This window comes from Armatimonadota bacterium (genome assembly GCA_017993055.1).
GTDB lineage: Bacteria > Armatimonadota > UBA5829 > DTJY01 > DTJY01 > JAGONM01.
Genome location: JAGONM010000017.1, coordinates 1 through 21,709, shown reverse-complemented (window position 1 = coordinate 21,709; position 21,709 = coordinate 1). Strand labels below are relative to the sequence as shown.

The 21,709-nt window shown below is 63.5% G+C and carries 16 protein-coding genes; 14 read left to right on the top strand and 2 right to left on the bottom strand.

What is annotated here, in order from left to right; translation table 11 throughout:
* Nucleotides 1-20: 20 nt before the first annotated feature.
* From KBC96_08165 to KBC96_08120, 10 genes are all read left to right on the top strand, one after another.
* Nucleotides 21-1,742 carry an NAD+ synthase gene (locus KBC96_08165; protein ID MBP6964364.1) on the top strand — a complete coding sequence of 574 codons (1,722 nt, stop codon included), beginning with the start codon at nt 21-23 and terminating at the stop codon, nt 1,740-1,742.
* Between the two features lie 35 nt (nt 1,743-1,777).
* Nucleotides 1,778-2,206 (top strand): hypothetical protein, encoded by a 429-nt coding sequence (locus KBC96_08160; GenBank protein MBP6964363.1) that lies wholly within the window; start codon nt 1,778-1,780, stop codon nt 2,204-2,206.
* A 17-nt stretch (nt 2,207-2,223) separates the two neighbouring features.
* Nucleotides 2,224-2,790 carry a flavin reductase gene (locus tag KBC96_08155; protein ID MBP6964362.1) on the top strand — a complete coding sequence of 189 codons (567 nt, stop codon included), beginning with the start codon at nt 2,224-2,226 and terminating at the stop codon, nt 2,788-2,790.
* A gap of 29 nt (nt 2,791-2,819) precedes the next feature.
* Nucleotides 2,820-4,052, top strand: a complete 1,233-nt coding sequence (locus KBC96_08150) for a hypothetical protein (GenBank protein ID MBP6964361.1) — start codon at nt 2,820-2,822, stop codon at nt 4,050-4,052.
* 135 nt (nt 4,053-4,187) lie between these two features.
* Complete coding sequence (locus tag KBC96_08145) at nt 4,188-5,006, top strand: hypothetical protein (GenBank protein MBP6964360.1); 819 nt, start codon at nt 4,188-4,190, stop codon at nt 5,004-5,006.
* Nucleotides 5,003-6,088, top strand: a complete 1,086-nt coding sequence (locus KBC96_08140; protein MBP6964359.1) for a DNA adenine methylase — start codon at nt 5,003-5,005, stop codon at nt 6,086-6,088. Before KBC96_08145 ends, KBC96_08140 begins: the two co-directional genes overlap by 4 nt.
* A gap of 26 nt (nt 6,089-6,114) precedes the next feature.
* Complete coding sequence (locus KBC96_08135) at nt 6,115-7,884, top strand: hypothetical protein (protein MBP6964358.1); 1,770 nt, start codon at nt 6,115-6,117, stop codon at nt 7,882-7,884.
* A complete protein-coding gene (gene queC / locus KBC96_08130) occupies nt 7,865-8,572 on the top strand; it encodes a 7-cyano-7-deazaguanine synthase QueC (protein MBP6964357.1) in 708 nt (235 codons plus the stop codon). The genes KBC96_08135 and queC overlap by 20 nt, the downstream gene beginning before the upstream one ends.
* A 121-nt stretch (nt 8,573-8,693) precedes the next feature.
* Nucleotides 8,694-10,754, top strand: a complete 2,061-nt coding sequence (locus KBC96_08125) for an Ig-like domain-containing protein (GenBank protein MBP6964356.1) — start codon at nt 8,694-8,696, stop codon at nt 10,752-10,754.
* Nucleotides 10,755-10,829: 75 nt separating this feature from the next.
* Nucleotides 10,830-12,878, top strand: a complete 2,049-nt coding sequence (locus KBC96_08120) for a hypothetical protein (GenBank protein ID MBP6964355.1) — start codon at nt 10,830-10,832, stop codon at nt 12,876-12,878.
* Here KBC96_08120 and KBC96_08115 read toward each other — a convergent pair.
* A complete protein-coding gene (locus tag KBC96_08115; GenBank protein ID MBP6964354.1) occupies nt 12,875-14,932 on the bottom strand; it encodes a surface layer protein B in 2,058 nt (685 codons plus the stop codon). The two genes, KBC96_08120 and KBC96_08115, sit on opposite strands and share 4 nt — an antisense overlap.
* 320 nt (nt 14,933-15,252) lie before the next feature.
* Between KBC96_08115 and KBC96_08110 the strand changes: the two genes are divergently transcribed.
* The 4 genes from KBC96_08110 to KBC96_08095 all read left to right on the top strand — a co-directional run bounded on the left by KBC96_08110 (nt 15,253) and on the right by KBC96_08095 (nt 20,621).
* On the top strand, nt 15,253-16,482 hold the full coding sequence (locus tag KBC96_08110; GenBank protein ID MBP6964353.1) for a homocitrate synthase: 1,230 nt from the start codon (nt 15,253-15,255) through the stop codon (nt 16,480-16,482).
* Between the two features lie 142 nt (nt 16,483-16,624).
* Complete coding sequence (locus tag KBC96_08105) at nt 16,625-18,550, top strand: aconitate hydratase (GenBank protein ID MBP6964352.1); 1,926 nt, start codon at nt 16,625-16,627, stop codon at nt 18,548-18,550.
* Nucleotides 18,547-19,473, top strand: coding sequence for a glycosyltransferase family 2 protein (locus KBC96_08100; GenBank protein MBP6964351.1), 927 nt, complete (start codon nt 18,547-18,549; stop codon nt 19,471-19,473). Before KBC96_08105 ends, KBC96_08100 begins: the two co-directional genes overlap by 4 nt.
* Before the next feature lie 2 nt (nt 19,474-19,475).
* Nucleotides 19,476-20,621: an isocitrate/isopropylmalate dehydrogenase family protein gene (locus tag KBC96_08095; GenBank protein ID MBP6964350.1), complete on the top strand. Its 1,146-nt coding sequence runs from the start codon at nt 19,476-19,478 to the stop codon at nt 20,619-20,621.
* A 306-nt stretch (nt 20,622-20,927) separates the two neighbouring features.
* On the opposite strand, the gene KBC96_08090 is transcribed toward KBC96_08095, so the two are convergent.
* Complete coding sequence (locus KBC96_08090) at nt 20,928-21,434, bottom strand: PEP-CTERM sorting domain-containing protein (protein MBP6964349.1); 507 nt, start codon at nt 21,432-21,434, stop codon at nt 20,928-20,930.
* Nucleotides 21,435-21,709 lie beyond the last annotated feature (275 nt).

The following is a 21,709-nucleotide window of genomic DNA, read 5'->3' as shown; positions in this document are numbered from 1 at the left end:
CGAACAGGAGGAACCGCGAGATGAGCGCGCCGGTGAGGATCGCAATCGCCCAGATCAACGCTACAGTCGGCGATCTGGACGGGAATACGCGCAGGATCACAGACTGCATCGGCCGCGCGAGGGAAGCCTGGGCGGAAGTCGTATCGTTTCCCGAGCTTGCGATCACCGGTTACCCGCCTGAGGACCTGCTGCTCAAGAACGGGTTCGTCCGCGGCAACATGGAATGCCTCGAACGGATCGTCGCCGCGTCCAGGGGCATCATCTCGATCGTCGGCTTCGTCGAGCAGGACGTGAGGCTCTACAACTCGGCGGCGGTCATCTCGGACGGAGAACTGATCGGCGTCCACCGCAAGGTCCACCTGCCGAACTACGGCGTCTTCGACGAGGATCGCTACTTCGAGCCGGGCGGCAGCCTGAGGGTCTTCGAGGCGCTCGGCACGGTGTTCGGCGTCGAGGTCTGCGAGGACAGCTGGCACCCCGACGGCCCCCACAAGCCGATGGCGGCGGCCGGCGCCGAGATCATCATCGTCGTCAACTCGTCCCCGTTCCACGCCGGGAAGTGGAAGACCCGCGAGGAGATGCTCTCGTCCCGCGCGTCGGACAACCGGTGTTTCTTCGTCTACGGAAACCTCGTCGGCGGGCAGGATGAACTAGTGTTCGACGGCCACTCGATGGTGTTCGGCCCGGACGGCCGGACGATCTGCAGGGGGCCTTCGTGCGAGGAGGCACTGGTGCTCGTCGACCTCGACCCGCAGGAGGCGCGGCATCTGCGGGGGGACGAGGCTCCGTCCGAACTGAGCGATGCGGCGGTCGAGCGGGTGCAGGTACGGACCCCTCCCCCCAGCCTCATGCGAAGCGAGGAGCGGCCGGCGCTCCCGTCTTGTCTGACCGAGCCGCCTGAGCGGCTCGAGGAGATCTACAAGGCGCTGACGCTCGGCACGCGGGACTATGTCGAGAAGAACGGGTTCGAACGGGTCGTGCTGGGGATGAGCGGGGGGGTTGACTCCGCGCTGACGGCCGTGATCGCCGCAGACGCGCTCGGGAAGGAGCGGGTGGTCGCCGTCGTGATGCCTTCCAGGTACTCGTCGGAAGGCACCCAGAGCGACGCGGTCTCGACGTCCGAGCGCATCGGCATCGAGCATCGCCTGATACCGATCGAGCAGGTTTTCGAGGCGTACCTCGAGACGCTGGCCGATGATTTCGCGGGCACCGGGCAGGGTATCGCGGAGGAGAACCTTCAGGCGAGGGCGCGGGGAAACATCCTGATGGCGCTCTCCAACAAGTTCGGCTGGCTGGTGCTCACCACGGGGAACAAGAGCGAGATATCGGTGGGGTACAGCACTCTCTACGGCGACATGGCCGGCGGGTTCAACCCCCTGAAGGACGTTCCCAAGACGCTGGTCTACGAGCTGGCGAACTACCGGAACTCGTTGGGCCAGGTCATCCCGCAGAGCATCATCGAGCGCGCGCCGTCCGCCGAGCTTCGCCCGGACCAGAGGGACGAGGACTCCTTACCGCCGTATGACGTGCTCGACCCGATACTCCATGCGTACGTCGAGGAGGACAAGTGCGCGGCCGATATCGCCGCGATGGGTTTCGACGGCGCGACCGTCGAGCGCGTAGCCCGGATGGTGGACCGAAGCGAGTACAAGCGGCGTCAGGCGCCCCCGGGGGTGAAGATCACCCCGAAGGCGTTCGGCAAGGACCGCAGGCTGCCGATTACGAACAGGTATCAGGAATAGGGGGCGGCGCGGTGCCGTTCGACAAGGAGAACGACATGAGAGTCATCAGCCTGATGCTGACATTGTGCGTCATAGTGCTGGGGGTAGTCGGGTGCGGGAAGAGCGCGCCGCCGCCCGCGGCGGACGAGCAGTCCGAGACCCTGAAGGCGATGCAGGCGGAACTCGGGATGCCGATATATCCTGGGGCGGACCTGGACGGGGACCTCGCGACCGGCACGAACGACCTCGGCGGCGAGGTGATGATGGTCAGCTTCGTAACCGAGGACGGCCTGGACGAGGTTGCTGCCTTCTACAGAAAGAACCTCACGGGCTACAAGGCGCGCGCAGAGAAGAAGATCGGGAAGTCGCGGGTTGCGGGCTTCACCCGCGCCGCGGGCAAGGAGTCGAGCCTGATCGTGATCGAGCAGCCCGCGCAGGGCCCCACGAAGATCGCGGTGACCGTTACGAAGGCCGCGGTCAAATGACGGCCGGGAGATACGCAATGAAGTCGGCTTTCCGAAAGATAAACCCCAAGGAACTGCAGTTCAACCCGTTCACGCTGATAGTCAAGGACTGGTTTCTCGTCACCGCCGGGCCGCCGGACTCGTTCAACACGCTGACCGCCGGCTGGGGCGGGCTCGGCGTGCTGTGGAACAAAGACGTCGTGATGATCGTTATCAGGCCGACGAGATACACATACGAGTTCCTCGAGAGTAACGACACCTTCACCTGCGCCTTCTTCGAGAACGAGCACAAGCGCGCGCTCCAACTCCTCGGCCAGAAGTCGGGCAGGGACGGGGACAAGGTCGCCGAGTCGGGACTGACTCCGATACCGGGGATGCTCGAGGGCACGACGTCGTTCGCGGAGGCGCACATGGTGATGGAGTGCCGCAAGATCTACTTCCAGGACCTCGACCCGACGCGCTTCCTCGATCCGCTGGTGGACACGCAGTGGTACCCGGAGAAGGACTACCACCGCATGTACGTCGGGGAGATCGTGAACTGCCTGGTGAAGCCGCCGGTGAGGGGTCGGCACAAGCTCGTCAACCCTGAGGATTCCGGTGAATGAGTTCATGCAGCGCAGAGAGGAGTTGCGGAATGACGCTCAGACTGATCGGTATGTGTGCGCTGGTTCTCGTGACGGAGGTGATGTGCATGGCGGCGCCTTCCATCCGGCAGGTCGGCGGGCAGGCGGAACTCGGCACCGCTGAGATACACGGCGTCGGAGCGGGCAGGTTCGACCCCGAGCTGTGGAAGTCCGGCAGGTTGAACATCCTGCCGGATGCGCGCCACCCGATGATCGCCCCGCGGCTGAGCGGCGTCTACCGCAACATCTACGCGCCCGCCGCGGTGGAAATGGAGAACGGATGGCGGCTCTTCTACGGCGCTTGGGACGGAGTCCCGACCGGGAACGACCGCATCTACTCGGTCGAGACGAAGGACTTCCTCGACTTCGACAATCGGCAGACCGTCATCGAGCACGGCGACTTCATACACGTCTGCAACGTGAGCGCCGTCCGGCTCCCCGACGGGTCGTTCAGGCTGATGTGCACCGCATACCCGGACGCGCTCGGCAAGAACAAGCCGTCCACCTACTCCAGCCCCGACGGCCTGACCTGGAACGGCGTCAAGGCGCCCTACCCCGCCAGGATGAGCGACATAATCGCGATCGACGGCTACGAGAAGTACGCCGACGCCGACATCAACGGGATGAACGTCGTCTTCTACGAGGACGGTGTCTATCGCCTCTATTTCAACAGTTTCACGGACTTCGGCAGGGTCTACCGCGCGACATCGAAGGACGGCAAGAACTACAGGTTCGAGGGCAAGTCGCTCGAGGTGGGCGCGGTGGTCAACGACGTGAAGAAGTTCGTCATCGGCGGGAAGCCCTGGTACCTCATGGGTCTGCACATGAACCGCGACACGCTCTGGTACGCGCTCTCGACCGACGGGATGGCCTTCAGCCCCGCGCAGGAACTGATCAAGAATCGGGACCAGTCGGACAGGTACATCGTGGCGATCGGATGGGTCGTGAAGGGCGACCGGCTCCTGGGGTTCGTCTACGGCGCGGGCGAGGTCGGCGAACTGAACCGCAACCGGCTGTTCGCGCGGTGGCTGCAGAAGAAGGTCGTCTTCGTGGGCGACGACGGCACGACGTATGAGCCGACCGCCGCGCTCGGCCCGGACCGTCAACTCCTCAGCGTACCGACGGGCAGGAACGTCACAGGGCATTTCGCGGTCTACGGGGACGACGGCTCGACCGTGGTGCTGGAGAACGCCCCCGCGACCCTGATGTCCGGCGGGGTCTACGTGATAGAGGACCGAGACTAGGGATTCGCCGGCACGAAGGTCTCTGGACGAACCAGGCATCGGAAATTGCAGTCAACCGACATAGCACATATACACCTGGTCGGTTCTTGGTACTGCCGACAAGCAGTGGAACTACTACAACATGAAGGAGAAGGAATGACAGACGGAGCATTGCTAATGGACGCGACAAGAAGGATCCTGGAACGCATGGACCGCTACGAGGCGTCAGAGTCGGTTGCCAATACCGGAACTGGGGCAAGGAGAGAGGGCGAAGGTTTTGAGCATTTGGTCGCAGAACTCTGGGTTGCATTCCGCGAAGCGGCGCAGTCGAATGGTGCAGCCTTAACAATCGTCGCGAGCGAGGGCAGACGTCGGTACGCTAGACTGACCAGCGATGGGCGATCCCTGTTCGTGCCAGCATCCCACTCAGATGAACCGACCTGTAGACAGCTCCGCTGGCTCGAGGTAGCTTTTGGGGTGCCAACACTCATAGATTCATATCCGGGCACAGGGGAGGCGATATCGAGGTATGCACCGAGTGCCGGCCCTTTCGCAGGAACTGATTACCCGAAAATGTATGGCGGACTGACAACCAGGTTTGATGACACCGTTGTGCTTGTTGCCAACGGCGTGTTGCACGAGAAGATACTGCTGGAGTACAAGACTGCGAAGTCGAGCAGAGGCGTACAGATTGACGGCAATGCACACGAGCGTCTGTCCTTCCAGATCATGCAGTATCTTGAGGTGGCGACGCGATACACCAGGTGCTCGTTTGTGGTTATTGCGAACGGAGCGTTTGCCCGCTATAGGAATAAGTATCATCCCAACTTCCACATCCAGGCAGAGCGCCTTCGGAACTTCTCATGGTTCTCTATGGAACACACGTCCGCCGCAACCGAGTATTTTCAATTCATCGAGGGGCTCTGGTCGTGGCTGTTTGACGGCACACCGCGCCAGGCCGAGGCTGTAAGATGATAAAGTACATCGGGTCGAAGCGCACGCTGGTCCCGGTAATCATGGGAGTAGTGCGGAGATTCGCGGAGGCCGAGTCAGTCATTGACCTGTTCTCAGGAACCTCTCGCGTCGGCCACGCTCTGAAGGCGGACGGGTATCGCGTGCTGGCGAACGACCATAACGCATATGCGGCAGCACTGGCGCGATGCTATGTGCAGGCAGACCGCGACGATGTTCTGCGCGACGCAGAGCGCTTGGTTCACGAGTTCAACGAGCTGAAGGGCGCGCCGGGGTATTTCACCGAGACGTTCTGCGTGAAGTCGCGCTTCTTTCAGCCGAAGAACGGAGAGCGCATAGACGCCATCCGCGAGGCGATCGCGGCCAAAGGACTCCCGCCGGAGCTCGAATCGGTCATTCTCGTCTCGCTGGTCGAAGCCGCCGACCGCGTGGATTCCACCACCGGCCTGCAGATGGCCTACCTGAAGACATGGGCGCCACGGGCAAACAACGACCTCCATCTGCGGGTGCCCGACGTGCTTCCGCGTGCCAGGCACGGCAAGGGCGAGGCGCACATGATGGACGCGTTCGACGCGGCCCGGGCCCTGGAGGCGGACGTGGCCTACATAGACCCGCCGTACAACCAGCATTCCTATCTGGGCAACTACCACGTCTGGGAGTCACTCGTGCGATGGGACAAGCCGCCAGTCTACGGGGTGGCATGCAAGCGCATTGACTGCAGACAGAGGCAGAGTGTCTTCAACTCCCGCCCGCGATTTGCCGACGCCATGCGCCGACTGCTGGGTTCGGTCCGCGCGGGGATCATCGTGGTATCGTTCAACAACGAAGGATATCTGTCTCAGTCCGAGATGGAAACCATGCTGCGCGGACTGTGGGAGGGGCGGGCCCGCGTCACCACATTGGAGAACGACTTCAAGAGGTACGTGGGGGCGCAGATTGGAATCTACAACCCGGAGGGCGAACGCGTGGGAAGGGTCAGCCACCTGCGAAACAAGGAGTTCCTTTACGTCGTCACTCGGCACGACATGTCCGATAGTCTAGCATCCTTACTGCCACGACAAGACGCACAACTTGCCCTGTTGTAGCGGGCGGCAGCTCTCAGGAGGAACAGATGAACATACCGTGCTGGATCGCTGTGCTGTCCGCCATATTCGCTGTTGCATCCGTCGCTCAGTCGGCCCAGTGGGACCGGCAATCGGACACGTGGGTCGCGACGGATCATCTCGGTCGGAAGGTCTCGACGCACGAGGACGTCGGGGCGCCCAGGGACGGCAAGTTCGTGGGCATCTTCTACTTCCTGTGGATGGGACAACATGGGACGGATGGGCCGTATGATGTCACGAGGATTCTAGCCGCCGACCCGGACGCCATGAAGAAGCCGACGAGCCCGCCCTGGGGAGCGCTCCACAAGTTCCACTTCTGGGGCGAGCCGCTGTTCGGGTATTACTTCTCGGACGACGCCTGGGTACTGCGGAAGCACGCGCAGATGCTCGCGGACGCGGGCGTGGACATGGTCGTCTTCGACGTGACGAACCAGTTTACGTACAGGAAGTGCTACATGGAGCTGTGCCGCGTCTTCTCCGAGGTCCGGGCGCAGGGCGGGCGCACACCGCAGATCGCGTTCCTGACCCCGTTCTGGGACCCTCCGAGAGTGACAGCCGAGCTGTACAAGGATCTGTATGAGCCGGGCCTCTACAAGGACCTCTGGTTCCAGTGGAAGGGGAAGCCGCTGATCCTCGCCGACCCGGATAAGGTCGAGGAGAAGTACCGCGACTTCTTCACCTTCCGCAAGCCTCAGCCGGACTACTTCCAGGGGCCGACCGGACCGAACCAGTGGGGCTGGCTGGAGAAGCACCCCCAGCATGTCTTCTACGACGAGGACGGCAGGCCCGAACAGATGGTAGTGGGCATCGGGCAGAACGGCCACGACGGGCGGCTCTCGGCATTCAGCGTCCCGAACACATACGGCAGATCCTGGCACGACGGAAAGAAGGACGAGCGGCCGGGGGCGGTCAACCTGGGGCTGAACGTCACAGAGCAGTGGAAGCGCGCGCTCGAGGTGGACCCGGAGTTCATCTTCATCACCGGATGGAACGAGTGGATCGCGATGCGGCTCGACGAGTTCGCGGGAGAGCGGGAGCCGGTCATGTTCGTGGACCAGTATACTCAGGAGTACAGCCGCGACATCGAGCCGATGAAGGGCGGCCACTCGGACGCCTACTACTACCAGATGGTGGACTACATCCGCAAGTTCAAGGGCGCCCGGGAGGCCCCGGCCGCCGGCCCGAGGAAGACGATCCTGATCGGGAACGGCTTCGACGACTGGAAGCGGGTGAGCCCCGAGTACCGCGACGAGATCGGCGACACGATGCACCGCGACCACCCCGCGTACGACGACGTCGGACGGTACGCGAATACGACCGGTCGAAACGACTTCGTCCTCATGAAGGTCGCGCGCGACACGAAGTTCATCTACTTCTACGCCCGGACGCGTGAGCCGATCACGCCGCACACCGACCCGCGCTGGATGACGCTCTTCATCAACGCCGACCGCGATCCGAAGACCGGCTGGGAGGGCTACGACTTCGCGGTGAACCGCAGGGTGCTCGACGAGAGAACGACGATGCTGGAGCGGCTCTCGGCCGGGGCCGATGGGACGCATGTCGCGAGCGTGACCTATGCGTGTTCCGGAAACCAGATCGAACTGGCTGTCCCCCGGGCGGCGCTGGGGTCGGCCGATCCGAAGAAGCCGCTCGACTTCGAGTTCAAATGGGCGGACAACATGCAGGCGGATGGCGACATCATGGAGTTTACGGTGAACGGCGACGCGGCACCGAACGGGCGTTTCAACTACCGGTACTATGAAAAGCAGCGCGGGTGAAAAGCCGAGGGCGGTCGTACTGCTCTCCGGCGGGCTGGACAGCGCCACGGCGGGGGCGATAGCGAAGGCGGAGGGCTTCGAGCTCTACGCCATATCGTTCTCCTACGGCCAGCGCCACTCGAAAGAGATCGAGTGCGCCCGCAGGGTCGGCGAGTCGCTCGGCGCGGCCAGGCACGTCGTGACCGAGTTCGACCTGCGCGTCTGGGGCGGCAGCGCGCTCACGGACGACCTCGAGGTTCCAGTCAACCGCGACGCGGCCGCGATGCCTTCCGACATACCCGCGACCTACGTCCCCGCGCGGAACACGATCTTCCTGTCGTTCGCGCTCGGATACGCGGAGGTCGTCGGCGCGGACACGATCGTGATCGGCGTGAACCAGCTCGACTACAGCGGGTATCCCGACTGCCGTGGCGAGTACCTGGAAGCGTTCGAGCGGATGGCGAACCTGGCGACGAAGGCAGCCGTCTCCGAGGGGCGCCGCGTCCGCATCTACGCGCCCCTGCTCGACATGACGAAGGCACAGATCATCCGGCGGGGGATCGGGCTAGGGGTGGACTACTCCCTGACGTGGAGCTGCTACCAGGGCCTCGACGCGCCGTGCGGGCGGTGCGACTCGTGCATCCTGCGGGCGGAGGGGTTCCGGGAGGCGGGCGCGGCCGATCCGGCGACCCGCGGGCATCCGGGTTGAGGGCGGTGCCGAAGGGGTATTGAGAAACGCAGGCAGAAGCCCTATAATACTGTATGGTCATCCATCGCCATCACGCGCATGAGGCGCAAGGTCCTCTCGGATCTGTCGGAAAGGTGCGGAAATGAGAACGATAAGTCACGGATTTGCAGGCAAGTTGTCCATCATACTGGCGGCGGCCCTCGTGCTGGCCATCGGCGCGCCGCTGTTTGCCGCCGAAAAGGCCACCGATCTGCCTGTGTCCATTTCGAGCGTCACCGACGCCATGGGCAGCATCAACATCAACGTCGGCAAGGGCGAGAACATCAAGGAAGGCTACAAGGGCGTCGTCACCCGTGACGGCAAGCAGATAGCCGAGTATGTCGTCCAGCAGGTCAACTGGGGGTTCTCCCGGATCACGCTGACGAACGTCGTCGAAGGATTCACTGTCCGCCCGGGTGACAGCGCTCCGATCACGACCGTCCCGCCGGAGCCGCCCAAGAAGAAGAGCAAGGCCTGGAACACCACCAAGATACTCACGGTTCTGGCCCTGGGCGCCGCGATCTACTTCCTGGCGGACGGTCTTGGCGGCAGCGGCGGATCCGGCGACTCGGCGGGCGAGATCCTCATCACCGCGCAGAAGACGAGCAACACTTCTCCAACCGGCACGACCGGAACGATTTCGATTACCGCCGCGGTGAACGACAAGGACGGTTTCCCCGTGCCAGACGGCACGCCGGTTACGTTCGCATCCACCGCCGGAACTCTCAGCCGCACCCAGGCATCGACATCCGCCGGAAGGGCGACCTCGACGCTCAGCTACGACGTGTCCGTGGACCCCGACACCGCCACGATCACGGTGAAATCTCTGAACAAGACCGCCACCAAGGTCGTGTCGCTGATATCGAGCATCAACCTCGTGGTGGAGCCGCTGACCATCGAGGCGAAGGACACGGGATCGGGCGTTCAGACGGCCACCATCACGGCGACCTGCCTTGACGCGATGGGCGTCCCCGCGACGAGCGGCTCCGTCACGTTCACGGCGACTCTCGGACAGATCCCGGCTCCCGCACAGGTGCCGATCGGGGCGGGAGGCGTCGCCTCGACGACTTACAGCAGCCTGACCGCGGGCACTGCAACGATAACCGCGACCTGGGGCACGAGCAAGGCGACCGAGACCGTCACGGTAACGGCAGGGCCTCCGCACTCCATGACCGTTGCGACGGACACCAACTCGGTTCAGGCGGACGGCAACTCGTTCGCCCGGATCACTGCGACCGTGAAGAACTCCAAGGGCGCCAACGTCACAGACGGCACAGTGGTGAACTTCTCCGTGATACCCGACAGCGGAGGCGGAGGCAACGGAACCATTGTGCCGGTCCAGACGGCGACCGTGAGCGGGGTGGCAACGGCCTATCTCTACAGCAGAGATTCGTCCGGAGACCCGAGCGAGTCCGGGACCGCGACTATCAAGGTCGAGGTACTTAGGGCCAATCAGCCCGACGACGTGCCTCTTCCCGTGAGCGACATCGTGAACCAGTCCACGACCGTCCAGTTCGTCTCGCCGGAAGCCGCTGAGATCAATCTCTCGGCCCAGCCGTCGAACATCAAGGGCTGGAACACCTCGGGCAACACGAGCACGATCACTGCCGAGGTCAAGAACGGCGACGGACAGCCCGTCCCTGACGGCACGGCGGTCCACTTCACGACGAACCGCGGAACCATCGTGGGTACCGACAGCGGCAACCTGAGCAGAACGTCCAACGGCATCGCCACCGCGACGCTCACAGCCAACGTCACCTGGTACGGCGACGTGACGGTCACGGCGACGTCCGGAAGCGCTCCCCCGGCAGACTGCTTGCTGATCTTCTCAGGCCCGGCGGTCGGAGGCGAGTCCGAGGCCAATCTGTCGCAGTCCTCGCTTGCATCGGTCGGCGGACAGGCATTGGTCACGGTCATCGCACGAGACACGAACGGTAACCCGGTAGCGAACGGCACCACCGTGACCGTGAGCACCGACAAGGGCACGATAAGCAACAGTGGAAATGGAAGCATCACCGGCGGAGTGTGCACGTTGACCCTCAGCACCAGCACCGATCCGGACACGCCGACACCGACGGGAGCGGGGACTGTGAGCGTGACGGTGGGCGGAAGCACGGACGGCTTCCCGATAACCCTTCCCTTCACGGTAGTCACCGCGCCGTAGGTCCGGCGCGCGCACGATATCATCAGCGAACGAGGCCCTCCCTGGAGGGCCTCGTGTCATAAATGCGAGAAACCATTGTCTCCCTCGAGAGTGCTCCTCACATTGCTGGCAGGGCTGATCGCCGTGTGTTCGTCAGGAACATGCCGGGCAGCCTCGATCGCCGTTGACGTCACGCCGATAAGCATCCCGGCCGACGGTAGAAGCTACTCTCAGATACTCGTTACCGTTCTCGACGCATTCGGCGCCCCGGCGCCCGACAACACCGAGGTTCGCCTCACCACCACTGCGGGCGACATCACCCCTGCCGTCTACACCACCGGCGGCCGAGCGGTCGGCATCCTGACTTCCTCGACCTTCCCTCAGACAGCAGTGATCAACGCCTACGCCGAGGGGACCTCCGGCTCGGCTCAGGTCGAGTTCGCAGCCTCGGACTACCGCGACCTGTCGCCCCGCGCGAGGACGATCCGCATGGAGGGCAGCTCCCTGGCATACTCGGTCGAGATGGACACCGTCCTCGCAAGCGGCGGCGTCACCATGGAATACAGGGGAATGACGATCGAGGCGGCCAGCGCGCAGGTGTGCCAGATGTACGGCCAGATACGCGCGCAGGGCGATGTGGTCGTGCGGAGGGGCGATCAGACCCTGACCGCCGACGCGTTCGCTCACGATACCGGCACGGACCGCATCAGCCTGTTGAACTACGACGACGAAACGATGCGCGTGCTCGAGCCGGACGAACTCAAGCCGATCGGTCCAGGGGTCATTCGGGCTGATACCCGTCTGTCGGAACCGCTGATGTACGTGCAGGGCCGGACGTGGATCGTCTGTGAGCGCCTGACGCTGATCCCCGGCCAGAGGATACTGTTCTTCGGAGCTTCCATCTACGTCGGCGACATGAAGGTGCTCGCGATTCCCTACTATTCGTACAGCTACGAGAAGCGGGAGTCCATCCTCCAGCAGGTGCGCTACACGTCCAGGGACGGCATGTTGGTGGACCTGCCCTACTACTACCGGATGACGGACACCGGCACCGGCGCGCTGAAGCTCAGGTATGCGGGCGACGGGACGGACTACGGCAGCTACTACAGGCCCAGGAAAGGCATCAGCCTCGGTCTGGAACAGGACTACTATCTGGGAGAGAGAAGCCAGGGTCGGGTCTTTGTGGACTCGATCGCCCATTCGAGCATGGCCTACGAGCTGGCGCACCACCTGGAGTACGGCTCCGTGCTGACCGGCGGCAGGGCCGACTTCTCCGCACGATATCAACCGTCGTCTAGTTACGCGAAGAACAACTACAACGCCTCGCTAAGCGTGATGGGCAGCCTGCGGAAGTACGATTACTCCATCTTCGGCTACCTCGGCGGGAGCCGGAACGAGCAGTACGACCCGCTCGACCCGGAGAGCGTACGCTACATGGACCAGTCTTACGGCACGATAGAGACCATCTTCAGGCCGAAGAGGCGGATCGTCACGGCGGGGATGACGCTCACCCCCAGCCTCAGCGTCGGCTACAAGAACCTATGGGACCCGTCGGGCCAGCCTGCTTCGGAGAGCGTCTACCAGTCGCTCGGGCTGAGCGGCATTCGGAGCGAGAGGCTCAATCGCGTCACGACGCTGATCCTTGACGGCGGAATCGCGCTCACTACCGCGCTCGACGGAGAGACCGGCGCGTCGTTCCGCCTGCGCCCCACCCTTCGAAAGAGCTGGAACGGGGGAAACGCGTCGCTCAGCTACACACTGAGCCTTCAGGACGGGGCGACCGACAGCGCGCCGGCTCTCTCGACGCATCAACTCGGGCTGAACCTGTTCCTGAGCAGCCGGGGGAAGTGGAACCTCTACTCGTGGGCGACATACGGCCTGGACACCAACAGGTTGACCCTGTATTCCTCGCTGAACTACCGCATTGACCGGATGTGGCAGGTGCGGACGAGCTACAACCTGTATCGGTACTCCTACGATTTCAACGACAGGCGGTACAGCTACGAGAACTCGTACCTGAAGGTGGGAATCTACCGCCCGATAGGGTACTACGAGGTCGGGCTTGCGTGGTCGCCGGACGGGCAGAACTACGGCATCAACCGGAACAGGCGGCTCTGGCTGGAACTCGGCGGGCGGGGGTTCTAGTTCATTACCGTGATGCTCGTGGCGCGGAGCAGGCGGTAGAGGTCGCTCCCGGACTTTGAGCATGAGCTGACCCCGATGACCTTCACGTACTTTCCGACCTGCGGAATGCTCATTCCGGTCGAGGTCGAGACCTTCACCCCCACGTATGTCGTGTTGTCACGGCACTCCGACCCATCGTCCATGTAGAAGTAGTTGCTCCCGACCTGGGTGACCTCTCCCGATGTGCAGACCGACATACCGATGTTGTTCAGGCTGATGGCATCCTTGATGCCCTGCTGCCCCGCGCCGGTAACCGCATCATACGCCCAGTCATCGCCGCCCAGCAGGCAGTTGGACAGCAGCAGAGCCCCCACGGAGCCGCTCCCGTTCTGCGTCGCGGAGACGGCGTTGATGTACTTCTCGCCGGCCGCGTTGGTGGAGAGCGTGCCTAGGATGTCTGCCCTCATGCCCGGCGTCAGCGCGTGCCCGACCTTGTAGACTGCTATGCCGGTGGAGCGGTCATCGGCCTCAATGTAGAACGTGGCGCTGAATACGCCCGTGACTACCGCCCCCTGGACGGCCGCCGTACTTCCGTTCGGCAGGACTTTCGCGGCGGCGATCGAGACAACCGGCTGGACGTCGTTCACGAATGCCTTCAAGCAGACATTGGCGTTCGCGTAGGACGATGTGATGTCGGTCCACGAAGTCCCCTTGGAACTGATATAGCTCTGTCCGGAGCTTGCGGTTGACCCGCTGCTGTAACCGACGACCGGAGTCTCGAACGGTATCGGGTACTTGTAGCCCGGGGTGGTCATCTTGACGACGACGGAGAACTTCTCTCCGGCGGCGACCGTCACCGGCGCGTCAAGGCTGACCGTATGGTAGCCGGCGAATGTCAGCGTGCCGGATTTGAAGGCGCTCCAACCCGCGGTGGTGTTGATCGGACCGGAGTTCGGGCTCAGGTAGACGTAGACCTCGTATGTCGCGCCCGGCGCGCCTCCGTAGAACGAGACCGCAGCGATCTCCCCGTGCTGGGCGGAGGTGAAGACATTGGCGAACCACCCGGTCTCGCTGTTGTAGCCGAGGCTGCTCACCCAGCCGAGCGGGTCGTATTGATAGATGCGGTCGAAGTTGTCGGTCGGCGAGTTGCCGCAGAATACGGCGTTGTCACGGCCGACCTTCGAGTCGTAGTAGGATATGTAGAAGTATCCGCTCTGCCCCCAGCTCGTGCCCCAGCTGTTCCGTATGATGAACGCGCCGTTCGCGGGCGGCGTAGTGGGAAACTTCAGCCTGTCATAGTTGTCGTCCCATCCGACGATGCAGACCGCATGGTTGATCGCGGCGGTGCCGGAGTAGTAGTAGGCGGCCTGGGAGCTGTTGTAGCTCGTGCTTACCCAGTACATGTGGGTGTAGACGGCGCCGTAGTCCATGACGGCCTGCTTGATGACGGCGTTGTCGGTCGAACTGCTCCGATTCGGCAGGAACAGGACCTGCTGGACGTGCTTCTGGACGGGCAGTCCGGCAGCAGAGGTACAATTGCTGTCGCTGTACGGGTCGCTCGACTCGTTGACCGGGCCGTCCCAGCGGGCGAGATACGCGGCGGACATGTAGTGGTTGCCCCCGTCACAGCAGGGGACGTCGAAGCCGCTTCGATTCTTCAGGTTGTTCTCGGAGAAGTTCCATGCCTCGCCGGGCATGAGGCAGGACTCCATCGAGCCGAAGGTCCCGAACGACCAGCAGCTTCCGCAGCCGCCCTGATTCCTGATCGCCGTGAGCTTGCCGGTGGCGCGCAGGTCGTAGGACGCCGGGAGCGCGAGGACCTGGCGGCCGGGGACTGCTTCGTTCTTCATGTGGGACAGATCAACCCGCGGGGGCACGGCGCCGAGCGAGTGGCCGTCCAAGTCGTACGCCTGGGTCCAACCACTCGAGGCCTGCTTCAGGTACTCCTCGAACTCCGGGTTGACCGGGGCGAGCGTCAGGGTCTGGGCGCAGCAGATCGGCGCCGCACAGGCGGTGGCGAGAAGTAGCAGGAAGGCAAGACCGGCACGTCTGCCGTGCGTCCTGCGGCTTTTCATCGAGGACCTCACTCTGCGGAACTCGCACTCAGGGCAGCCCGAAGCTCAACCGTGCTTGAATAGAGTGTAACCCGAACGGTCATTATTGTCAAGCGAATATCACAAAACCGGCAATACTGCCGGTGTGCGGCGAGAATATACATCGGCTATGAATATATGGCAGACATGCCGGTTGACAAGATGCGAAGGGCTGTAATATACTTGGCGCGGGGAGATTGTCAGGCTCGCGCGCGCGGCCGATCGCTCCCCGTTTTTGGCCTGTCATGACGGATTTGCGTCATCCACGCGCCCGTCGGCGGGCTCACGAAAGGAGCCACTCAATGCCAAAGATTCGTCTCATAGACGTGACTAACAGGGACGGCGTGCAGACGTCGAGGATCGGGCTGTCCAAGCTGCAGAAGACCATGCTCAACATCATGCTCAATGAGATGGGCGTCTACCAGTCCGAGCTCGGGTTCCCGTTCACTCCGCACGAGTCCAACTACATCAACGCGAACCTCGAGCTTCAGGAGAAGGGGCTGCTGAAGCCGATCGTCCTCGAGGGGTGGTGCAGAGGGATCGTGAAGGACGTGGAGGACGCGTTCAGGCTCACGAACATCCGCGACTTCAACCTCTCGATATCCACGTCGGACCAGATGATCGCGAACAAGTTCAAGGGCAAGCTCGACCGCGACAGTATCATCTCCGAGATGACCGAGGCGGTGAAGGCCGCTCGCGAGGGCGGCGCGCGCACGGTCGGCGTCAACTCCGAGGACGCCTCGCGCACCGACATGGGCTATCTGATCCGGTTCGCCAAGGCGGTCAAGGACTCCGGCGCGGACAGGCTGCGATACTGCGACACGCTCGGCTACGACGACCCGAAGACGATCTACGACCGCATCAACCACGTCGCGAAGGAGGTCGGCATCCCGATCGAGCTTCACTGCCACAACGACCTCGGGATGGTGGTCGCGAACTCCGTCATGGGCGCGAAGGGAGCGATTGACGCGGGCGTGGACGCGTACATCAACACCACCGTGAACGGCGTCGGCGAGCGGGCGGGCAACGCGGACATCGTCTCCGTCATCCTGGCGCTACGCTACTCCAGCGGTCTGAAGGACCTCGGCCTGCTCGACGAGCGGACGGACCTCTCGAAGGCCTGGAAGATCTGCAAGTACGCGTCCTACGCGTTCGGCCTGCCGATCCCGATCACCCAGCCGGGCATCGGAAACAACGCTTTCGCGCACGAGTCCGGCATCCATGCCGACGGCGCGCTGAAGGACCGCAAGAACTACGAGCTGTACGACTACGAGGAACTCGGGCGCGGAGAGCCGGAGATGTGCGAGACAGGCCGGATCATCACGACCGGCGAGTACGGCGGCATACGGGGCTTCCTGAAGGTCTACGAGGACCTCGGCGTCCAGTTCGAGACGTCGGAACAGACGAGCCGCGGACTGGAGCTGTGCCAGTATGCGAACCTGCACACCGGCAAGCCCCTCCACGACGAGGAACTGCGGTTCATCGCGGCCTACCCCGAGCAGGCGGCGAAGATCATGACCGTCACGCCGTAGACCTCTGGTATTCAAAGGCGATACCGTTGTACAATATGGGCCGGTGGCATGTGCCATCGGCCCTTTTAGTCTGAATAGATCCTGTGAGTCCTATGGGACCCATGGGTCGTACGGGACATGGGAGTATGAGTAGGAGCTAGTCATGAACGTCACGCAGAAGATACTCTCCGAGCATCTCGTCTCCGGCGAGATGAAGGCAGGTGAAGAGATCGCGATCCGCATTGACCAGACGCTCACACAGGACGCGACCGGCACCATGGCGTACCTCCAGTTCGAGGCGATGGGCGTCCCCCGCGTGAAGACGAAGCTCTCCGTCAGCTACGTGGACCACAACACTCTTCAGACCGGATACGAGAACGCCGACGACCACCGCTTCCTCCAGAGCGTCGCCGCCAGGCACGGGATATACTTCTCCCGCCCCGGCAACGGCATCTGCCACCAGGTCCACCTCGAGCGGTTCGGCGTGCCGGGCCAGACGCTCCTCGGATCGGACAGCCACACGCCTACCGGCGGAGGGATCGGGATGATCGCGATCGGCGCGGGCGGGCTGGACGTGGCGGTGGCGATGGCGGGAGAGCCGTTCCACCTCAACATGCCCCACGTCGTCCTCGTCAGGCTCGCCGGGCGCCTCGGCCCGTGGGTCTCCGCGAAGGACGTGATCCTGGAACTGCTCAGGCGGCTGAGCGTGAAGGGCGGCGTCGGCAAGATCATGGAGTACGGCGGCGAGGGAGTCCGGACGCTCTCGGTCCCGGATCGCGCGACGATCGCGAACATGGGCGCGGAGCTCGGGGCGACGACTTCCGTCTTCCCGAGCGACGAGCAGACCCTTGAGTTCCTGAAGGCCGAAGGGCGGGAGGACGCCTGGACGCGCATCGAGGCCGACCCGGACGCCAAGTACGACGAGGTGGTAGAGATCAACCTTTCCGAACTCGAGCCGATGGTCGCCCAGCCGCATCAGCCCGACCGCGTGGTCAAGGTCAAGGATGTCGAGGGCATGAAAGTTGACCAGGTGCTCGTCGGAAGCTGCACCAACTCATCCTACCGCGACCTGATGACCCTCGCCGGCGCGCTGAAGGGCAAGGTAGTCCATCCTTCGGTCAGCGTGGGAGTCTCCCCCGGATCGAGGCAGGTCTTCGAGATGATCGCCCGGAACGGCGCGCTGGCGGACCTGATCGAGTCGGGCGTGCGGATACTGGAGACGACCTGCGGGCCGTGCATCGGCATGGGGCAGGCGCCCCCGTCCGGCGGCGTGAGCGTTCGGACGTTCAACCGCAACTTCGAGGGCAGGAGCGGCACCCCGACCGGCCAGATCTTCCTCGCCAGCCCGGAGGTCGCGGCGGCGGCGGCGATAACCGGGGAGCTGACCGACCCGCGGAAGCTGGGCGATCCCGTGAGCGTCGAGCCGCCCGAGAAATACATCATTGACGACGAGATGATAGTCCCGCCCTCGGAGAGCCCCGACGAGGTCGAGGTCGTCCGCGGCCCGAACATCAAGCCGCTGCCGGTACGAGAGCCGCTGCCGGACAGCCTCTCCGGGCAGGTGCTGCTCAAGGTGCCGGACAACATCACTACCGACCATATCATGCCGGCGGGGGCGCGGATACTGCCGCTCAGGTCGAACATCCCGGCGATAGCGGAGCACGTCTTCGAGAGCATAGACCCTCATTTCGCCGACCGCGCCAGGGAGGTGGGCGGAGGATTCGTCGTCGGCGGCGAGAACTACGGGCAGGGATCCAGCCGGGAGCACGCCGCGCTCGCCCCGATGTACCTCGGCGTGAAGGCCGTCATCGTCAAGTCGTTCGCCCGGATCCACCGCGCCAATCTCGTCAACTTCGGGATACTGCCGCTGACTTTCGTGAACCCCGGCGACTACGACGACATCGGCTTCGAGGATGAGATCGAGATCGAGAACCTGCGACAAGCCCTCCGGCAAGGCGCGATCGTCGCGATGAAGAACAAGACCTGCGGCTGGGAGTTCGAGGTACGCCACGACCTTACGCCGAGGCAGACCGAGATCATCCTCGCCGGCGGGATGCTGAACTACGCCAGGGGGCACGCGGGCGGATGAGCGACATGACCGTAGCGGTCGTCTGCCCCACGAAGGACCGCCCCGAGTTCCTGGAGCGGATGTTGGAGTCCTTCGCGAACCAGACGCGCCGTCCGGACGAAGTCGTCATCGTGGACGCCGGCGACGGCTCGGCGAGAGAAATGGTCGAGTCGTTCTCGAACCGGCTGCCGATCAAGTATGTTCACTGGACGGGCGTGCCCGCGACGACCAGGCAGAAGAACGCGGGCGTGGAGGCCCTCAGCCGGGACGCCGAACTGGTCTGCTTCTTCGACGACGATCAGACGGCCTACCCGGACATGATCGAGAAGACGCTCGAGTTCTGGAAGACCGCACCGGACGATCAGGCCGGGACCGGCTGCTCCCAGGTGAACTACGATCCGCCGGTGAGGAGCCGGTGGACCGAGTGGTGGATGCGGCTCGGCGAGAGGCTGGGGCTCTGCTCCCTGAAGCCGGGTAGCGTCTCCCGGGGCGGCGTTCACACGCTAGCTACCAGGGTGGACGCGGATACCGACGTGGAATGGCTCGGCGGAGGACGCGCGTTCTGGCGGCGGCGCATACTCGACGAGTTCCGCTTCGACGAGTCGCTGGTCGGCTACGGTTTCATGGAGGACGCGGACTTCAGCTACGGAGTCAGCCGCAGGTACAGGCTCACCCAGCTTGCGGGGGCGAAGTTCGTGCACAACCGCACGATGCAGGCAAGGCCGTCGCGCTACCGTTTCGGCCAGCTCGAAACGAAGAACCGCATATACTTCGTCCGGAAACACGGGCTCTCGATGCCCGCGTGCCTTGCGGGAATAGCGTTGAGGACCGCGAGGACCTTCGCACGAGGAATAGTCCGGCGCGACCGCTCCCTGCTCGCGCGGGGGGCCGGAAACTGCGTCGGAGTGATAGCCGGCCTGCGCCGGTCCGAAAGGAGAACATGAAGTTGGCACACGAGATCACACTTATCCCCGGCGACGGGGTCGGGCCGGAGCAGGCGGCCGCCGCGAAGAGGGTTATTGACGCGACCGGCGTGGACATCGAATGGGAGGTACTCGAAGCCGGGATAGACGTCATGGATCAGTACGGCACGCCGCTGCCCAAGCACGTGCTGGAGAGCATCGGGAGAAACAAGGTCGCGCTGAAGGGCCCTATCACCACCCCGATCGGCAAGGGCTTCCGCTCGGTCAACGTGGCGCTCCGCAAGGAACTGAACCTCTACGCGTGCCTGCGCCCGTGCAAGTACTACCCCGGCATACGCTCCAAGTATCAGGACGTTGACCTCGTCATCGTCCGCGAGAACACGGAGGACCTCTACGCCGGAGTCGAGTATGAGCTGGACTCGCCGGAAGCGAAGCAGATCATCGCGATGGCGGACGGCAAGATCAGGGATGACTCGGCGATCTCGATCAAGCCGATCTCCATCACCGGGACCAGGCAGATCGTGAAGTTCGCCTTCGAGTACGCGATCGCCAACGACCGCAAGATCGTCACGTCGGTCGCCAAGGCGAACATCATGAAGTACACCGACGGCCTCTTCTACCGGGTCTCGCGCGAGGTGGCCAAAGCATACGGCGCGCAGTTCGAGGACCCGAAGCTCGGTGAGGTCGAGCCGGACCCCCTGATCTCCGCCGAGGCCGCGGGCAGGGGCAAGCACCTCGTCTACCAGGAGCGGCTGGTGGACAATATGTGCATGCAGCTCGTCCAGAAGCCTGAACTCTACGACGTGATCGCCCTGCCGAACCTCTACGGCGACATCCTCTCCGACCTGTGCGCGGGGCTCGTCGGCGGGCTCGGGGTCGCTCCCGGCGCGAACATCGGCGACGGCGTGGCGCTCTTCGAGCCGACTCACGGGAGCGCGCCGAAGTACAAGGGCATGAACAAGGTCAACCCGACCGCGCTGATCCTCTCCGGGATGCTGATGCTGCGGCACATCGGCGAGACGGACGCCGCTTACCGCCTCGAGAACGCCGTCGCGAAGGTGATCGCCGAGGGCAAGGACGTCACGTACGACATGAAGCCCCACCGCGACGACCCGACGGCGGTCGGCACGCGGGAGATGGCCGAAGCGATCGTGAGGGCGCTCGGGTAGCAGGCCGGACTCCCCTACTTATCAAGGAGGGGTTGGGGGAGGTTCCCGGCTCGAGGCTGCAGGAAACGCTGGACCGGTAGAGCTCCCCGGAGAACCCCCTCGGCCCGGAGGCCGGTCCCCCTTGATAAGGGGGGCAGCGAACTCGTCACCGTGAACTTGATTCAGGGCCCGGCCCCGCTCCGGATGCTGAATCGAGTTCAGCATGACGGCCGGGGTCTTCCCCAGACGAAAAGAGAGGCCGGAGGATTGTACACTCCTCCGGCCTCTCGCAATTCACGCTATGTTAGTTGGGTGCGTTAGTCTGACCTAGCGCCTCTTCCTCGCAACGAATCCGACGAGGCCCATGAGGCCCGCGGACAGAGCGAGCATACTGGACGGCTCGGGCACAGGGGTAGGATACCCGCACAGCCCGAAGAACGCGTTCTGGTTCGCGGTGTTATCCGTGTAGAACGTGAACGACACCGTTCCGCCCGGCAGAACCGGGTTGCTGTAGAAGTAGTAGTCGAGGGTGGTCTGACCGGCACCGATCACCCACGAATAGCTCGGGCGGGTGGCCGTCGGTGCGGGCGTCGCGGTAATGATGACACCCGTGCCGTAGCCGATGCCGAAGTGGAAGTCCCCCCACGGCTGGGTCGAGCTGTTCGTGACTGTCAATGTCGCCAATCCCTTCCACGGGAAGGCGTCCTGGTGGTCTGCCGTCTGCTGATCCCACGATGAGAAAGTCCACTCGATGGACTGATCGTGAGCCAACGCTGCGGTACTGACGACCGCAAGCAGGCCGATCAGGAGAAGCGAAAATACTCCACGCTTCATCTTGTCACTCCTTTCGCAGTAAAATCCAACCCTCCAATGGCTGTCATTCGCCATTCCCTGCCTGCGGACCGGGAGTCCTTCTCGGCGCGGAGGGCTACAGCGCGGCGCGTGTACACGCAGTGCCTGTACGATAGATACTACCCGAGAATCGGCGTTTCGTCAAGTCATCGCGCCAAAAACAGTCTGGGTTTACCATACATATGTCACACTTGGGGTTGCGGGAGAAGGACGCTCTCTGGTATGGGTATTGTTGACCGACAAACCGACCAAGGAGG

What these genes read in the sequence shown, in the direction of transcription:
- KBC96_08155 (MBP6964362.1), top strand. Translation starts at nt 2,224, where the DNA reads ATGAAGTCGGCTTTCCGAAAGATAAACCCCAAGGAACTGCAGTTCAAC.
- KBC96_08140 (MBP6964359.1), top strand. Translation starts at nt 5,003, where the DNA reads ATGATAAAGTACATCGGGTCGAAGCGCACGCTGGTCCCGGTAATCATG.
- KBC96_08105 (MBP6964352.1), top strand. Translation starts at nt 16,625, where the DNA reads ATGAACGTCACGCAGAAGATACTCTCCGAGCATCTCGTCTCCGGCGAG.
- KBC96_08165 (MBP6964364.1), top strand. Translation starts at nt 21, where the DNA reads ATGAGCGCGCCGGTGAGGATCGCAATCGCCCAGATCAACGCTACAGTC.
- KBC96_08135 (MBP6964358.1), top strand. Translation starts at nt 6,115, where the DNA reads ATGAACATACCGTGCTGGATCGCTGTGCTGTCCGCCATATTCGCTGTT.
- KBC96_08150 (MBP6964361.1), top strand. Translation starts at nt 2,820, where the DNA reads ATGACGCTCAGACTGATCGGTATGTGTGCGCTGGTTCTCGTGACGGAG.
- KBC96_08125 (MBP6964356.1), top strand. Translation starts at nt 8,694, where the DNA reads ATGAGAACGATAAGTCACGGATTTGCAGGCAAGTTGTCCATCATACTG.
- KBC96_08115 (MBP6964354.1), bottom strand. Translation starts at nt 14,932, where the DNA reads ATGAAAAGCCGCAGGACGCACGGCAGACGTGCCGGTCTTGCCTTCCTG.
- KBC96_08110 (MBP6964353.1), top strand. Translation starts at nt 15,253, where the DNA reads ATGCCAAAGATTCGTCTCATAGACGTGACTAACAGGGACGGCGTGCAG.
- KBC96_08100 (MBP6964351.1), top strand. Translation starts at nt 18,547, where the DNA reads ATGAGCGACATGACCGTAGCGGTCGTCTGCCCCACGAAGGACCGCCCC.
- KBC96_08160 (MBP6964363.1), top strand. Translation starts at nt 1,778, where the DNA reads ATGAGAGTCATCAGCCTGATGCTGACATTGTGCGTCATAGTGCTGGGG.
- queC (MBP6964357.1), top strand. Translation starts at nt 7,865, where the DNA reads ATGAAAAGCAGCGCGGGTGAAAAGCCGAGGGCGGTCGTACTGCTCTCC.
- KBC96_08090 (MBP6964349.1), bottom strand. Translation starts at nt 21,434, where the DNA reads ATGAAGCGTGGAGTATTTTCGCTTCTCCTGATCGGCCTGCTTGCGGTC.
- KBC96_08145 (MBP6964360.1), top strand. Translation starts at nt 4,188, where the DNA reads ATGACAGACGGAGCATTGCTAATGGACGCGACAAGAAGGATCCTGGAA.